Source organism: Cellulomonas sp. SG140 (assembly GCF_025770785.1).
In the GTDB taxonomy this organism is placed as follows: Bacteria; Actinomycetota; Actinomycetes; order Actinomycetales; family Cellulomonadaceae; genus Cellulomonas.
The window spans coordinates 203,090-217,729 of record NZ_JANZLA010000007.1 but is presented as its reverse complement, the minus strand read 5'-3'; the positions used below and the strand labels follow the sequence as shown (position 1 = coordinate 217,729).

Genomic DNA, 14,640 nt, shown 5'->3' with positions numbered 1-14,640 from the left:
ATGGGCTCAACTCTCGGCGAGCCCGCTGTGTTCCCGCCGCGGCGTGGCGGGTCGTCAGACGGTCAGCAGCACCTTGGTGGCGCGCCGCTCGTCCATCGCGCGGTAGCCCTCGGCGGCCTGGTCGATCGGCAGGGTCAGGTCGAACACCGCACCGGGGTCGATGGTGCGGTCCCAGATCAGCTGGATGAGCTCGGGGAGGAAGCGGCGCACCGGCGCCGGGCCGCCGTGCAGGTGCACGCCGGACCTGAACAGCTCCTGGCCCGGCAGCGAGACATCGTGCGAGACGCCGACGTAGCCGACGTGCCCACCGGCCCGGGTGGACCGGATCGCCTGCATCATCGACTCCTGCGTGCCGACCGCCTCGATCGTGGAGTGCGCACCCAGGCCGCCCGTCAGCTCCTTGATGCGCGCCACCCCCGCGTCGCCCCGCTCCTCGACGATGTCGGTGGCGCCGAACTTCCGGGCCAGCGCCTGCCGGTCCGCGTGCCGGGACATCGCGATGATCCGCTCGGCGCCCAGCTGCTTGGCGGCCAGCACCCCGAGCAGGCCCACCGCACCGTCGCCGACCACGGCCACGGTCTTGCCCGGGCCGACCTCGGCCGCCACGGCCGCGAACCAGCCGGTGCCGAGCACGTCCGAGGCGGCGAGCAGCGACGGGATCAGGTCGGGCGTCGGCTGGCCCGGGGTGGCGACGAGGGTGCCGTCCGCGTTCGGGATCCGCGCGAAGTCGGCCTGCGCGCCCGGCACGGCACCGGGGCCCCGGTGCACGCAGTACGTCTGGTAGCCGGACCGGCAGATCTCGCACGTGTTGTCCGAGGAGAAGAACGAGCCGACGACGAAGTCCCCGACCTTCACGTTGTGGACGGCCGACCCGACCTCCTCGACCGTGCCGACGTACTCGTGGCCCATCGCCTGGTGGTCGACCTTGTCGATGCCGCGGTACGGCCACAGGTCCGACCCGCAGATGCAGGTGGCGGCGAGCTTGATGACCGCGTCGGTCGGCTCGACGATCGTCGGCCGCTCCGTCTCGTCGACCCGGACGTCGCCGGGGGCGTACATGACGACAGCACGCATGCTGGTGAAGCCTCTCTCTCGGATGCTCTTCGGGGTGGCGTCAGACCGCGAGCGTGTCGCCGGCACGGAGGCGCCGGTACTCCGTGATCCCCGCGGTGACCTGGGGGATCACGCGGTCGACGAGCCCCAGGCCGGCGTCGCTGAGGATCGCGTCGTGGATCGGCACCGCGATGCGCGGCGCGACGGCCTGCAGGTAGTCGGCGGCCTCGCTGAGCTTCATCCACGGCGCGCTCACCGGCAGCAGCAGCACCTCGACGTGCACGCCGGCGGGCGGCGGGGTGAACGAGTCGCCCGGGTGCAGCACGACGCCGTCGACGAGGTAGGCCGCGTTGGCGACCACCGGGATCGACGGGTGGATCACTGCGTGCCGGTTGCCGACGGCCTGCACCTCGAAGCCCGCCGCGGTGAACGTGTCGCCCTCGGTGACGGCGTGCAGGCGGTTGGCGGGGGCGCCGGCGGCGACCAGCTGGTCCACCACCACGCCGGGGGCCCACACCTGCACCTCGCTGGCGGCTGCGAGCGCCGCCGCCAGCTTGTCCGGCACCACGTGGTCGACGTGCTCGTGGGTGATCAGCACCGCGCCGGCCCCGTCGAGCGCCGCCGGGTCGCTGAACGCGCCCGGGTCGAGGACCAGCACCTGCCCGTCCTTCTCCAGGCGGATGCAGGCGTGGCCGTGCTTGCTGATGGTGGTGGACATCGTTCTCCCCTTCGTGGCGCCCGGAGGTGAGCGCCGCCGGCCATTGTCTGCCGTCCGGGACGGAGCCGCAGCGGGCGGTGCGAGTCCCTCAGTCGGGCCGGATCACGACGAGCGGCCCCTCCTCCGCAGTCGGAAGCTCGAAGCCGTCGAGGTAGGCGCGGGCCAGGTCCGGCGGCACCGCGACGTCATGCGGACCGGCGCCTTCGCGACCTGCGAGCCGGGCCAGGATCTGCGCCTCATCCGTGGCGAGGTAGTGGGTCACCGGGACGACGCCGAGCGGCGCGAGCAGCTGGCGGTAGGCGTCGCGGGACGCCCTCGACCAGAACGATGTGTCGACGACGACGTCCCGGCCGTCCCCGACCAGGCGGACCAACCGGTCCTGGATCACCGCGTGGACGCGGGCGGCTGCCGCCGCCGGCAACGGGTGCTGCCGGTGGCCCAGCCGCCAGGCCTCGTCGTCGAACGAGAGCCGCACGTAGCCCGCCGTCTCGAGGCTGCGCGCGTGCGTCGTCTTGCCGGAACCGGCCGGGCCGCAGGTCAGCACCACGCGCGCACGTCCGCCCTGCGGCGGCGCTACGGAGGGTGTCATGTCAGCCCCTGACGTCGCGGCCCCATCCTGTCGTCGGCCATCTTCGGCTCCGCGGCCCGCTACGGCTGGTTCAGGCCGAAGAACCCGACCAGCACGACCGCGATCGCGAGGACGCCCGCGACCAGCCAGGCGGTCCGGCGCCGAACCGCGAAGCCGAGCGTCGGCAGCGCGGCGACAGGCGTTGCCAGGGCGGCGCCCGCAACGGTCCACAGCCTCAGTGACAGGCCAGGCCTCGCGGTGTTGGCGGCCATGAAGTGGCTCCCGGCGATGGTCGCGACGAACCCGAAAGTGGCGGCGACGAACAGCGCCATCACCGTCAGGGCGATCGTGAGGGTCCATCGTCCGGCCGTCGTCCGGGGTGCCGTCGACATCGGTCAGAGCACCTCGAGGCCCACGCCCGTCCACCGGATGCCTCGCAGGTCGGCAACCTCGGCGTCGGCCCGCAGGTCACCGAGCTCCCGGTCGCCGACGCGCACCACGTGCCGCACCTGGGCCGCCCGGGCGGCGCGGATGCCCGCCGACGAGTCCTCCAGCACCACGCACCGCTCGGCCGGCACGCCGAGGTGGGCCGCCGCCGCGAGGTAGCCCTCGGGATGGGGCTTCCCGTGGGTGACGTCGGCGCTGGTCACCAGCACCTCCGGGACGGGCAGCCCCGCGGCGACCAGGCGGGCGCGGGCCAGCACGGGCGAGCCGGAGGTCACGGTCGCCCACCGGTCGGCCGGGATCGACGCCAGCAGCGCCGCGGCACCGGGGATCACCGTGACGTCGTCCGCGTCCTCCAGCTCGAGGGCATCGATCAGGGCCAGCGCGGCCTCCCGCCCCTCCGGCTCGACGAACTCGGCCACCGTGTCGGCCGCCCGGCGACCGTGCACCGTGGCGAGGACCACGTCGGGGTCCAGGCCCAACCGCTGCGCCCAGCGGGTCCACGAGCGGACGACCACCGGGTCCGAGTCGACCAGCACCCCGTCGCAGTCGAACAGCACGGCCGTGCAGGGCAGGACGGTGGTCATGGGGGCGAGCTCCTTCGGGGTGCGCCGGGGATCACAGGACGCCGCGGGCGGTGAAGATCCGGAACGCCGCGAAGCCCGGCAGGATCGGCAGCCAGAAGGTGGCGACCCGGTAGAGCACCACGGCGGCCAGGGCCGATCCGGACGGCACACCGATCCCGGTCAGCGCCGCGAGCAGCACCGCCTCGACAGCGCCCACGCCACCGGGTGTCGGCGCCGCCGTCGCCACCGCGCCGGCGGTCAGCGACACCAGCGCCACCGCGACGAACGGCGTGTGCACGCCGAACGCCCGCACCGACAGGTACAGGCAGACCGCGAAGCCGGCGGGCAGCAGCGCGACACCGGCCACCAGGGCGGCGAGCTTCCCGGGGTCGGTCAGCAGGGGCCGCATCGCGTCGGCGGACGCGCGGACGGCCGGCGCCACCCGCTCGCGCAGCAGCCGACGGACGTTGGGCACGGCGGCCGCGATGCCGAGCACGGCGAGCGTGCCGCCGACGGCCGCGGCGATCACCAGCGGGGACGGCAGCCGGGACAGCTCGCCGGTCAGAGCGCGCGCCGATCCGGCCCACACCGCCGCGGTCACCAGCAGCAGCAGGTGCGCGACCAGCACCGCGGCCTCCTTGGCGGCGCTGGCGGAGGCGGCGACCGGCGTCGGGAAACCGCGCTTCTGCAGGTAGCGGATGTTGAGGCCCACCTGGCCGATACCGGGCGGGGCGAACGTCGCGACGAACGACGCTGACAGCGCGACGCCGACGGACTCGCCGAGCGGCACCCGGCCGGGGGTGCCTCCCGCGAGGCCGAGGGCGGCACCGAGGTACGTGAGCGCCGACGCAGCGAGCACCGCCGGCAGCCAGCGCCAGTCGGCCGCGCGCACGGTGTCCACCAGCTGGGGCAGGTCCGCCAGCTGCGGCGCCAACGCGTACACCGCCACGGCCAGGGTCGCGCCCAGCAGCAGCGTCCGGGGCCGGAACCGCTGCACGTTCTCGAACGCCGGCCGCTCCACGCCCAGGTCGTCGCTCAGGGCGCTGACCAGAGACGACCGCGCGTCGGGGTGCCCCTTGAGCGCCGCTCGGGCCGGTGCCGACCAGGCGTCGGGCACCATCCGGCCGAGCGCCGGCACCAGACGCTCGGCGCCGAGCACCCGGTGCGCCGCGGCGACCGCCCGCTCGGCGCCCACCACCATCGACGTGGTCAGCAGCAGCTCGGCGACGTCACCCGCCAGCACACCGGGCGCGGCCGCAGCCTCGGAGGGCCCGAGGTCGACGACGGCCACGTCGCCGTCCTCCGTCACCAGGAAGTGGTCGAGCGTCAGCTCCCGGACGGCGACGGCGCAGTCCTGCAGGGCGGCGAGCTGCCGCCACGCGGCGTCGAGCAGGCCGTCGGTCAGCTGGTCGGCCGGCAGCTCGTCGAACCGGGTGCCCACCAGGTGCTCCGTCGCGAGCAGCCCCTCGCCCTCGCGGCCCACCGCGAGCGCCAGCACCGCCGGCACGCGCACCCCACGCCCGCCGGCGACCAGCGCCGACGTCGCCTCGTTGGCCACCACGCGCACCGGTGAGCCGAACGGCGAGTCGTCGCCGACGCCCCGCAGCCGCAACCGGCGCAGGCCCCGGCGCACGGCGTCCAGCCGCCACAGCTGCTCGTCCACCACCCGCACGTCCACGGGCACGCCGACGGCGGTGGCGCCACCGTCGACGACCACGACGTCGTCCGGCCGTCCCGCGACCACCACCGGGACGGGTCCGGTGTCCGCATCGCTGCGCAGCCGGCGCCGCACCGTGACCGGTGCCGCGGCCGTGGCGGCGTACCGCCCCGCCGCTGCCGCGACCGACCGGACGTCCCGCACCGCCAGGCCCGCGGACCCGAGCGCCAGCCGCACCCCCTCGCCGGTCAGCCGGTGCGCCGAGCGCCCGAGCCCCACCAGCACCAGGGCGCCCATGCCGCCGCCCGCGCCGATCGCCAGCAGCACGTCGACCACGTCGACGGTGCCGACGGCCCGCAGCAGGGCCAGCAGCACCAGCAGCACGCGGAGCACGCGCACCCACCGCGGCGCCACCGCGGACTGCACCACGGTTACCACCGCGGCGAGCACGACGATGTCCCACGACCGCACCCCACCGCCCACGCCGGCGGTCAGGTGCTGGGTCCACGAGACCACCACGGGCACGCGTCCCAGGGCGGCGAACGCCACCACCCCGAGCCCACCGCCGACCAGCACGCGCAGCAGCAGCCCGAACCGCCTGCTGACCAGGGCCCACACCGGCCCGGCCAGCGCGAGCACGCCGTAGGCGCCGAGCGCGAGGGTCTGCAGCACCGTGACCAGGGACGACGGCACACCGGCCAGCGCATCGCGCAGGTCGGTCGCCGCCGCCGTGGCGGTGCGGTCGGCGAACCGCGCACCCACGACGGCCCCGACGACCACCAGCGCGAAGCTGAGGGTCATCCGGACGTCGGTCGGAGCCGCCCGGACGGTGACGTCGCGGTACTCACGCTCCGGCTGCGCGCGGCCGCTCACTCACCCTCCTGGCGTCGTCCCCCCGCCGCCTGCCGACGGCCCCCGCATCATCACAGCACGCGAGCCAGTGAGGTCAGGACCTGCAGCGGGTCGTCGCCGACCGGGACCAGCACGGCACTGGTCGCGCCGGCCTCCGCGAGCGCCGTGAGCCGTGCCCGCACCTCGTCGGGGGTGCCCGCGAGGGCCAGCTGTCGCACCCACTCGGCGAGGAGCCGCTCGACGAACTCGGCCGCGTCCGCACTAGCGGCCCGCAGCGCGGCGAGCTCTTCGGCGAACGGCAGCGGCGCGACGTGCGGGGCGGCCTCCGGCTCGCCGACCCACTGCAGCGAGGGCCGGACGGCGGCCAGCGCGGCGGCCGCGTCGTCGTCCACCGCCGCGACGTTGTACGTGACCAGCCGGTGCCGGCCGGGGGCGGCGATCTGCGCCAGAGCCGTGCGGACGTACTCGGGCGTGGACGGCTCGGCCAGGATCGTGCCGTCCGCCACCCGGCCCGACACCGCCAGCGAGCGTGGGCCGCGCACGCCGAGCAGCACGTCCGGGACGACGGCGGGGACGGCGACCGGTTCCAGCGCGATGTCGGTCAGGTGCACCGACCGCGCGTCGGCCGCCGAGGTCACCTGCTCGCCACGCAGCAGCGCCCGCACCGCGCCGACGTGCTCGGCGAGCAGCGTCAGCGGGGAGGAAGGCCAGGCGCCGACCGCCCGCATCCACGCCGCCATGCCGTGGCCGATGCCGATGGTCACCCGGCCCGGGAACAGCTGCGCGAGCGTCGCCGCCTCCATCGCGGCGAAGGCGGCGTTGCGCGCACCTGCCGGGAGGATGCCGATGCCGACGTGGATGCGCTCGGTGGCCGCCAGCACCGCGCCGGCCTGAGCCACGCCGCCGCGGAACCCGAGGTCCTCCACCACCCACAGCTCGTCGAACCCGAGCTCGTCCGCGCGGCGCGCGAACGGGATGACGTCCGCGGCAGGCAGGTCGCGGCGCAGCATGACGCCGGTGGGCAGGGGGCGGGTCATCGTGGGCTCCTCCTCGAGCGTCGTGCGCGGCAGACCGGTGCGTCGAGCCTACGGACGGCGTCCGACGGGCGTGGCGGGTTCGGTCTGCCGAGGGCAGATCTGCCCCCGGCAGCACCAGCGCCCTCCGGCACCCGACCAGGCGGACGGTGGGGTCATGGACGAGACGACCTACCGACCGGGCGTCGACGACGAGCTGACCACCCGCCTGCTGCACCGGCGGATCCTGCTGCTCGGCTCGGCGCTCGACGAGACCCTGGGCAACCGACTGTGCTCGTCGCTGCTGCTCCTGGCAGCCGACGACCCCGAGAAGGACATCACCCTGCTGATCAGCTCCCCCGGCGGCTCGGTGCCGGCGATGCTGGCGATCCGCGACGTGATGGACCTGATCCCCAACGACGTGGCGACCGTGGCGGTCGGCTGGGCGGCCAGCGCCGGGCAGTTCCTGCTGTCGTCGGGCACCAAGGGCAAGCGGTCCGCCCTGCGGCACAGCCGGATCCTGCTGCACCAGGGCTCGGCCGGCATCGGCGGCACGGCGGTGGACATCGAGGTGCAGGCCGACGACCTGCGGCACATGCGCGACACCGTGCTGGGCCTGGTCGCGGCCGACACCGGCCAGCCCCTGGAGCGGATCCGGGAGGACTCCCGGCGCGACCGGTGGTTCACCGCCGAGGAGGCCCGGGAGTACGGGTTCGTCGACGGCGTGGTGGAGCGCCTGGACCAGCTGCTCCCCGGCGTGACCGGGCCGGTGGGATTCGGGGTGCGGCGATGATCGTCCCCTACGTGGTGGAGCGCCTGGCCGGCGGCGGCGAGCGCGCCCTGGACGTGTACAGCCGGCTGCTCGCCGACCGCATCGTCTACCTCGGGTCGGCGATCGACGACGACGTGGCCAACGTGGTCGTCGCCCAGCTGCTGCACCTGGAGTCGGCCCAGCCGGACATGCCGATCGACCTCTACGTGAACTCCCCCGGCGGCTCCCCGTCGGCGATGCTCGCCATCTACGACGCCATGCAGTACGTCCGCTCGCCCGTGTTCACCACGTGCGTCGGCCAGGCGTCGGCCGATGCGGCGGTCCTGGTCGCGGGGGGTGCGGCCGGCAGCCGGGCGATCCTGCGGCACGCACGGATGGTGCTGCACCAGCCGGGCACGCAGGCCCGCGGCGACGTGCCGGACCTGATCCTGGCGGCCGACGAGATCGTGCGCGTGCGTGCCGAGCTGGAGGAGGTGCTGTCGACCCACACGGGGAAGGACGTCGCGACCCTGCGCCGCGACACCGACCGGGAGCTGGTGCTCACCGCCGAGCAGGCGGTGGCGTACGGGTTGGCCGACCGGGTGATCGTCGGCCGGGAGGGTGCGCTGCGGCGAGCGGGGTAGGACGACGGACGACGACGGACGACGACGGACACCCCGGCCGGACCGCGTCGCCCGGCCGACCGGGCGACCCGTCAGGCCGCGAGGAGCAGGACGTCTCGTTCGACGGTGTCCCGTGCGTCGACGCGGGACACCGTCGTCGACGTGGTGACGGCCCGGAGCTCGCGGACCTGGGCGATCCGGGCCGGGCCGGAGGCGACCGTCCGGCGGCGGCCGTCGGCGGCGGCGAGGTGACGAGCCACCCCCAGCGCGAGGTCGGTCAACGAGCCGCCCAGAGCCTGCGTCACGGCGCCGAGCACCTCCGACGACGGCTCCTTGCGACCCCGCTCCACCTCGGACAGGTACTGGACGGACACGCGAGCCCGCTTGGCCACGTCGGACAGCCGCAGCCCCTGGTCGGTCCGCCAGTCCCGCAGCACGCTGCCGACGGCGAGCCGCCACGGCGGCCGTCGGGCGCCGATCCGCACCAGGTCGGCGGTTGCGGTGTGAGCGGCAGCGTCCCGACCGTCGTTCGAGGCGCCCGTTGCCGGCGCACCGCCGCCATCGGTCCCGTACCACTGCTCCGCACCGCCGGACCTCGTCGCCATGTCGCGACGCTAACCGCGGCGGTGCCGCGCGTCCCCTCGTTCCGCCGACAGCAGATCGCGCCTCGGCGGCACGCCGGACCGGCCGCTCAGCGGTCGGCGCGCGGGTGCTCCGCCTCGTAGCCCGACCACCCGTGCTCGAGCAGCTCGAACCCGGCGTCGAGCATCCGCAGCCGGTCGCTGCTGGTGCCGGCGAGCGTCGCGAGCTGCAGCACGAACCGCGCGAACACCCGCACCTGGTCCTCAGGCTCCTCCTGGCCGAGCTGCTGCGCGATGGCGGCGGCGACGGCGTCCTCGTGCCGCAGCCACAGCCGCTGCCCGTACTCCGCCAGCGTGGGGGTCGACTGGATGAGCTCCCAGAACTGGCGCACCCGACGGTCGAACTCCGCGTGGCCGACCAGGTTCGCGATCAGGTCGTCCCGGAGGTGGTCGTGGAAGGCCCGCGCCAGCGAGACGCCGGCCGGCCGGTCGGTCACCACGGCGACCAGCTGCGCGCGCTGCTCCTCGTCCTCGTCGAAGACGAGCGCCTCCTTCTGCGGGAAGTGCGCAAGGACGGTGGTGGGCGACACGTCGGCCTTCTCGGCGATCTCCCGGATGGTGACGGCGTCGAAGCCGTGCTCGAGGAACAGCTCGGTGGCCGCGTCCGAGATCGCCTTGCGCGTCGCGGCCTTCTTGCGCTCGCGCCGCCCGGGGGTGCTCGTCTGCCCGGTCGTCGCCTGCCCGGTCGTCGTCTCCGTCACCGCAGCACCTTATCGCTACGGTGCCATACTTGGTTTGACACCGTAACTGGTATCGCTACAGTTTCGGCATGACACCATCGACCTCTCAGGGTCGCCGCGCCTGGGCGATGCTCGTCGTCCTGACGATGCTGACCACCGCCGGGATGACCGTCGTGCTGCCGGTGCTGCCGTTCGTCGTCCTCCGCTACGTCTCGCACGCCCATCTGGCGCTGTGGGTCGGCGTCCTCGAGGCGGTCAACGGGCTGTGCACGTTCCTCGTCGCCCCGCTGCTCGGTGCCCTCTCCGACCGTGTCGGACGCCGGCCGATCATCGTCGTGGCGGCCTTCGGCGCCGCGGTGGGCTACCTGCTCTTCGGAATCGGCGGCGCGCTGTGGGTGCTGGTGCTCGGTCGCATCGTGCAGGGCGCGACCGCCGGGGACCTACCCGCGTTGTTCGCCTACCTCGCGGACATCACGCCGCCCGAGCAGCGGGCCCGCCGGTTCGGCCTGCTCGGTGCGCTGTCCGGGATCGGCACCATGGTGGGTCCCGCGCTCGGCGGGCTGCTGGCCGCGGTGAACGTGGACTTCCCCGTGTTCGTCACCGCCGGGACCGCCGCCGTGATCGGCGTGATCAGCCTGGTCCTGCTGCCGGAGAGCCTGCCCGCCGAGCGCCGCACCCGCACGCTCCGGCTGGGGGACCTGCATCCGTTCCGGGTGCTGACGGGCGCGTTCACCCGGCCCGAGCTGCGCGGCCTGCTGGTCGGCATCGTGCTGGTGACGGTCCCGTTCAGCTTCTTCGTCAACAACTTCAGCGTGCTGGCGCTCGACTCCCTCACCTGGACGCCGACCCGGATCGGCCTGCTCACCGCCGTGGTGGGAGTCGTGGACATCGTGATCCAGGGCGGGCTGCTGGGGCTGCTGCTGCGCCGGCACGGCGAGCGTGGCGTGCTGCTCGGCGGGATCGTCACGCAGGCCGCCGGGATGCTGTGCCTGGCGGTCGTCGCCTCGGTGCTGGCGCAGCCGTGGCTGTTCGTCGTCGGCACGCTGGTGCTCGCCGCGGGCCAGGGCGCGGCGCAGGCCACCATGGACGGGGTCGCGTCGAACGCCGTCGACGGCGACGAGCAGGGGTGGCTCGCAGGGGCGATCCAGTCGGTCACCGCCGGCATCGGCGTGGTCGCACCCCTGCTGGCCGGTGCGTTGTACGCGTCGATCAGCCACACCGCGCCCTACGCCGTCGGCTTGGTGATGATGGCCGCCGCGGCGCTGGTGCTCGCCCGGGCCCGCGTCGCCAGCCCGTCGAGAGGAGTGCAGCCTCAGCTCGCCGATGTCTAGCCTGCGGTGCCACCCGCCGGTCAGCCGGTGCAGTGGCTGATCAGCGACTCCCGAGGAAGGAGCCGAGCGGGACGACGACGGTGATCCAGACCAGCACCACCACCAGCATCGCCGTGCCCGGGTACGCCTGCAGCCAGGAGAAGGCCTCCGGCCACCGCCGTCTGAGGTCCTTCGCGCGGCTCGCCGGCCCGTAGTAGCGGCTCACCGGAACGTCGAGCGGCTGCCAGAGCTGGGTGAGCCGACGTCTGTTCTGCGTGCCGGCCGGCCCACCCCCGCCTGCCGACACCCGCAGGAGCGCCGCCCCACCGGCATCGAGCACCAAGCCGTACACCACGACGGAACCGGCCGACGCCATGTCGGCCAGGAGGACTGCGGCCACCTGCCCCGCCGGGATGAAGCCGCCACCTCGGCGCTTGGACCACGAGACACCCGCCGGCGTGACCTGCACCCGGCCCACGCTGACGCGCGCGGCACGCGGCGCCGGCGGATGGGCGGTGCCGATGGCAGGAGTGACCCCGACCGCGGCGTTGCGGACCTCCCGAGCCAACGCGGCTGGCCACCCACCGGCCCCCGGCCGCCCGGGTGCCGGCCGCACCGTCGACGGGTGCGGTGCACCCTCGGCACGCGGGCGCACCGAGGACGAGGTCCGCTCCTGCCATCGCCACGGATCGAAGCGGCGGCGGACACCAGAGGCGAACAGGGACCCCGCGAAGACGCCGAGCAGCTCAGGCGCGGTGGCGGGCACCAGCACGGCGTCCGAGGACGGCGACCAGAGCTCCGCGACGACGAAGCAGCCGGCGATGCCGACACCAACGCCCACCGCGATGACGACACCTGCGATGGACCACCGCGACGGGCCACGATGCGGCGAACCACTCTGCGCAGCCGTCACCAGCTGCCAGGTACCCACGGCCGAGGCGACCAACGCGACGCCGGTCGCGCCCAGCGCGAAAGCCGCGAAGTGGCCGCGGGACACGGTCAGGTGCCAGACCCCACCCGAGCCGCGCCCGGCGAGGAGGACCACCCAGTCGAGCTCGCCGTACCGCCCCCAGAGGTCGCACCAGGCACCCACGGCACCAGCCAGGAACCAGACGGCGACGACGACGGTCAGCGCCCTGAACGTCCATCGCAGCGACAGCCGGGTGAGCTCGGCGTCCACCGGCGGTGGCACGGCAGGGTCGCGCGTGTGCCGACCGCTCCCGATGTCGGCCACGTCTCCCCCTCTGCCGCCCCCGGTGGACATCGGCAGCCGGTGGGGTCCGGATGAGGGCGTCGTCGACGGACGTTGCCGTGCGAGCCTGGAGGCATGAGCACCGGGGCCTGGATCGCCGTCGCCGTGGCCCTCGTCGTGCTGCTGATCGCGGTCGACCGCGCCGTCGCGGCCGGGTGGTTCGACCGTCGTCGTCCCCGCCCGCGACCGGCCACCCGCGAAGGGTCGGGCGTGGCCAGCGGCCTGCTCGGCGACCTGGTCGAGGTGTTCCAGCCGTCCCGCCACCACGTCACAGACGAGCAGGACCGGCACGCGCTCGACATCAGGCAGGCGCCGGTGGAGGGCCCCCCGGACCTCGACTCCGGCGTGGTGGTGCTGCCGCCGGCCCTGGCCGAGCGGGACCGCGACCGCCAGCCGGGCGGCGATAGCCGAGCCGACCGCGACGCGTAGCCCCTCAGGCCTCGGGGGCCGCTCCCACGAGCGCCAGCAGGTCGTCCAGCATCGGTCCCTGAGCCGCCACCAGCAGCTCCCGCGCCTGGTCCACCGGCATCCACGCCAGCCGGTCGATCTCCGGGAACGACTGGATCCGTCCCGACCGGGGCGGCCACTCGAGCTCCACGGTGGCCGCCCCGACCTGACCCGTCGGCGCGTCCGCCTCGGCCGTGAACACCAGCAGCCGCTTGCCTGACGAGTACCGGTACTCCCCCAGCTCCGCGTACCCGACCTCCGGCGCCGGCACGCCGACCTCCTCGGCGAACTCGCGGCGGGCGGTGTCCAGCGGCTCCTCGCCGGGTTCGACCAGCCCCTTGGGGATGGACCACGAGTGCGTCGGCTTGCGGGCCCAGAACGGGCCGCCCATGTGCCCGGCGAACACCTCCGGGGCGGCGTCGGGGCCGGCGCGACGGTAGAGCAGCAGTCCCGCGCTGAGCTGTGGCACGCCTCGACCGTACGACGCGGCACCGACAGGACGGCGGGTGAGCGGCGGGGCGGGAGGGCCCGCGGCAGGATGTCGCCATGAGCGAGACGCCCAACATCGAGCAGGAGACCACCACCACGTTCGGCGGACCCGTCGTCGTCGCCGTCGCGCTGCACGGCGACCAGGTGGGTGGCGGCTGGGGCCGCGCCCCGCAGGTCGCGGTGGCGACCATCGACGGTGCGACGATCCGCAGCTGGGAGGTCCACGACGTGCGGTGGGACGTCGCGCACGACGAGGGCGGCGAGGGTGCGCACCACGCCCGTGTGGTGCGGTTCCTGCGGGACAACGGCGTGCAGGTGGTGGTGACCGGCCACATGGGGCCGCCGATGCAGAACACGCTCGGCAAGCTCGGAATCCGGGTGGTGATGGGCGTGATCGGCGACCCGCGTCTCGCGGCGATCGACGCGGCCAACCCCTGAGGCCGACCCGCCCCTGACAGCGGCTGCACGCCCGGTGCGCCCCTGATGCCGGCGGCTCACCCACAGGGCAGCCGCGCACGCGTCAGGCGGCCGCCACCTCGCGCACCCAACCGTCCGCCTCGCGGCGGAAGCCGACGCGGGTCAGGTAGTCCGACTCACCGGCCGGTGCCACGAGCCGGCGGAACCCGTGCTCGGCGAACACGCCGCTGCGTCGGTACACGAACTCCCCTGGCGTGAAGTCGCGGAACCGCGGCGTCACCCAGTCGAGCTCCACGTACCCGACGCCCTCGTCGAGACGCCGCACCAGCACCACGCCCACCGTCTCGTCACCGCGCACGACGAGGAACGCGACGCGCCCGTCCGTGGGCTCGGCCGACGCGGGCACGGAGGCAGGCGCCGGCGCTCGGAACTGCGCGATGTCGGCGGCGTGCACGCCGAGCACGTGCTGCAGGTAGGCGTCGTCCGGCGCCACCTCCACCACCTCGTACACCGCCGAGTCGTGCCGCTCGCGCAGCAACCGCCACAGCCAGTACACGTCGATCACGGCGATCGCGCCGTTCATCGCGGCGAACGGCCAGATGGCGAACACGGCGTTGTACACGGTCGCCACCACGGCACCGGCCAGGTTCATCCACCGGAACCGCAGCACCCGCGCCTGCATCAACGACAGGACGACCAGCCCGGACCCGACCCACCCGATCACCTGCCACAGCACCATGCGCGCACGCTATCGGCCCCGCCCACCGAGCGGGCCCGCGCGAGACGAGCACAACGCACGCAGATGAGCACTTCAGACTGCTCACCTCGGTGCAGACTGCTCACCTCGCTGAGCGTGGGCCATCCACAGGCCAGCTCCGCTGCCCGACCCGCTCACCGCACGGCACTGCGCGACCGAGGGCTCGAGCCGCTGCGGGACCGTCGCGCATGCCGCCACGCCCCGGAGCACCCACGCCGACACCACCGTCACTGCCGACCGTGCACCTGGCTCATGATCACCTCCGGCAGGACGTCGCCGCCCGCCTCCGCACCCGCGAGTGGCACCGGGTCGGTCGAGGCGCCTACGTCTCGACGACCGTCGCGACGGACGTCCGCGATGCAGCCCTGGCACGGATTGTGGGGGTTCACCACCGACTCCGGG

17 protein-coding genes are annotated in these 14,640 nt (G+C 74.5%); 5 read left to right on the top strand and 12 right to left on the bottom strand.

Going from position 1 to position 14,640, the window contains the following annotated elements:
* Nucleotides 1–54: 54 nt before the first annotated feature.
* The 7 genes from N0B34_RS14115 to N0B34_RS14085 all read right to left on the bottom strand — a co-directional run bounded on the left by N0B34_RS14115 (nucleotide 55) and on the right by N0B34_RS14085 (nucleotide 6,895).
* Nucleotides 55–1,074, bottom strand: a complete 1,020-nt coding sequence (locus N0B34_RS14115; protein WP_263732047.1) for a zinc-dependent alcohol dehydrogenase family protein — start codon at nucleotides 1,072–1,074, stop codon at nucleotides 55–57.
* Between the two features lie 40 nt (nucleotides 1,075–1,114).
* Nucleotides 1,115–1,771, bottom strand: coding sequence for an MBL fold metallo-hydrolase (locus N0B34_RS14110; RefSeq protein ID WP_263732046.1), 657 nt, complete (start codon nucleotides 1,769–1,771; stop codon nucleotides 1,115–1,117).
* Between the two features lie 88 nt (nucleotides 1,772–1,859).
* The gene (locus N0B34_RS14105) at nucleotides 1,860–2,360 is read right to left on the bottom strand and encodes an AAA family ATPase (protein WP_263732045.1); all 501 of its coding nucleotides are present in this window, start codon (nucleotides 2,358–2,360) and stop codon (nucleotides 1,860–1,862) included.
* Nucleotides 2,361–2,419: 59 nt separating this feature from the next.
* Nucleotides 2,420–2,731 carry a hypothetical protein gene (locus N0B34_RS14100; RefSeq protein WP_263732044.1) on the bottom strand — a complete coding sequence of 104 codons (312 nt, stop codon included), beginning with the start codon at nucleotides 2,729–2,731 and terminating at the stop codon, nucleotides 2,420–2,422.
* A gap of 3 nt (nucleotides 2,732–2,734) precedes the next feature.
* A complete protein-coding gene (locus tag N0B34_RS14095) occupies nucleotides 2,735–3,370 on the bottom strand; it encodes an HAD-IA family hydrolase (protein WP_263732043.1) in 636 nt (211 codons plus the stop codon).
* A 31-nt stretch (nucleotides 3,371–3,401) separates the two neighbouring features.
* Nucleotides 3,402–5,879, bottom strand: a complete 2,478-nt coding sequence (locus N0B34_RS14090) for a lysylphosphatidylglycerol synthase transmembrane domain-containing protein (RefSeq protein WP_263732041.1) — start codon at nucleotides 5,877–5,879, stop codon at nucleotides 3,402–3,404.
* Between the two features lie 50 nt (nucleotides 5,880–5,929).
* Nucleotides 5,930–6,895: an LLM class flavin-dependent oxidoreductase gene (locus tag N0B34_RS14085; RefSeq protein ID WP_263732040.1), complete on the bottom strand. Its 966-nt coding sequence runs from the start codon at nucleotides 6,893–6,895 to the stop codon at nucleotides 5,930–5,932.
* A gap of 154 nt (nucleotides 6,896–7,049) precedes the next feature.
* Here N0B34_RS14085 and N0B34_RS14080 point away from each other — a divergent pair, with 154 nt between their 5' ends.
* Together N0B34_RS14080 and N0B34_RS14075 are read left to right on the top strand one after the other, a co-directional pair.
* Nucleotides 7,050–7,664: a ClpP family protease gene (locus tag N0B34_RS14080; RefSeq protein ID WP_263732039.1), complete on the top strand. Its 615-nt coding sequence runs from the start codon at nucleotides 7,050–7,052 to the stop codon at nucleotides 7,662–7,664.
* Complete coding sequence (locus N0B34_RS14075; protein WP_263732038.1) at nucleotides 7,661–8,266, top strand: ClpP family protease; 606 nt, start codon at nucleotides 7,661–7,663, stop codon at nucleotides 8,264–8,266. The genes N0B34_RS14080 and N0B34_RS14075 overlap by 4 nt, the downstream gene beginning before the upstream one ends.
* A gap of 71 nt (nucleotides 8,267–8,337) precedes the next feature.
* Here the strand turns inward: N0B34_RS14075 and N0B34_RS18065 are convergent, their stop codons facing one another.
* Complete coding sequence (locus tag N0B34_RS18065) at nucleotides 8,338–8,850, bottom strand: helix-turn-helix transcriptional regulator (RefSeq protein ID WP_318529993.1); 513 nt, start codon at nucleotides 8,848–8,850, stop codon at nucleotides 8,338–8,340.
* An 86-nt stretch (nucleotides 8,851–8,936) separates the two neighbouring features.
* Nucleotides 8,937–9,587: a TetR/AcrR family transcriptional regulator gene (locus tag N0B34_RS14065; protein ID WP_263732037.1), complete on the bottom strand. Its 651-nt coding sequence runs from the start codon at nucleotides 9,585–9,587 to the stop codon at nucleotides 8,937–8,939.
* 68 nt (nucleotides 9,588–9,655) lie between these two features.
* On the opposite strand from N0B34_RS14065, the gene N0B34_RS14060 reads away from it, so the two are divergent.
* The gene (locus tag N0B34_RS14060; protein WP_263732036.1) at nucleotides 9,656–10,897 is read left to right on the top strand and encodes an MFS transporter; all 1,242 of its coding nucleotides are present in this window, start codon (nucleotides 9,656–9,658) and stop codon (nucleotides 10,895–10,897) included.
* Between the two features lie 40 nt (nucleotides 10,898–10,937).
* Here the strand turns inward: N0B34_RS14060 and N0B34_RS14055 are convergent, their stop codons facing one another.
* Nucleotides 10,938–12,110 carry a hypothetical protein gene (locus N0B34_RS14055; RefSeq protein WP_263732035.1) on the bottom strand — a complete coding sequence of 391 codons (1,173 nt, stop codon included), beginning with the start codon at nucleotides 12,108–12,110 and terminating at the stop codon, nucleotides 10,938–10,940.
* A 93-nt stretch (nucleotides 12,111–12,203) separates the two neighbouring features.
* Between N0B34_RS14055 and N0B34_RS14050 the strand changes: the two genes are divergently transcribed.
* Nucleotides 12,204–12,557 carry a DUF6191 domain-containing protein gene (locus N0B34_RS14050; protein ID WP_263732034.1) on the top strand — a complete coding sequence of 118 codons (354 nt, stop codon included), beginning with the start codon at nucleotides 12,204–12,206 and terminating at the stop codon, nucleotides 12,555–12,557.
* Nucleotides 12,558–12,561: 4 nt separating this feature from the next.
* Here N0B34_RS14050 and N0B34_RS14045 read toward each other — a convergent pair whose 3' ends face one another.
* On the bottom strand, nucleotides 12,562–13,044 hold the full coding sequence (locus N0B34_RS14045; RefSeq protein ID WP_263732033.1) for an NUDIX domain-containing protein: 483 nt from the start codon (nucleotides 13,042–13,044) through the stop codon (nucleotides 12,562–12,564).
* A 77-nt stretch (nucleotides 13,045–13,121) separates the two neighbouring features.
* Here N0B34_RS14045 and N0B34_RS14040 point away from each other — a divergent pair, with 77 nt between their 5' ends.
* On the top strand, nucleotides 13,122–13,502 hold the full coding sequence (locus N0B34_RS14040; protein WP_263732032.1) for a NifB/NifX family molybdenum-iron cluster-binding protein: 381 nt from the start codon (nucleotides 13,122–13,124) through the stop codon (nucleotides 13,500–13,502).
* An 82-nt stretch (nucleotides 13,503–13,584) separates the two neighbouring features.
* On the opposite strand, the gene N0B34_RS14035 is transcribed toward N0B34_RS14040, so the two are convergent.
* Complete coding sequence (locus N0B34_RS14035) at nucleotides 13,585–14,220, bottom strand: hypothetical protein (RefSeq protein WP_263732031.1); 636 nt, start codon at nucleotides 14,218–14,220, stop codon at nucleotides 13,585–13,587.
* Nucleotides 14,221–14,640 lie beyond the last annotated feature (420 nt).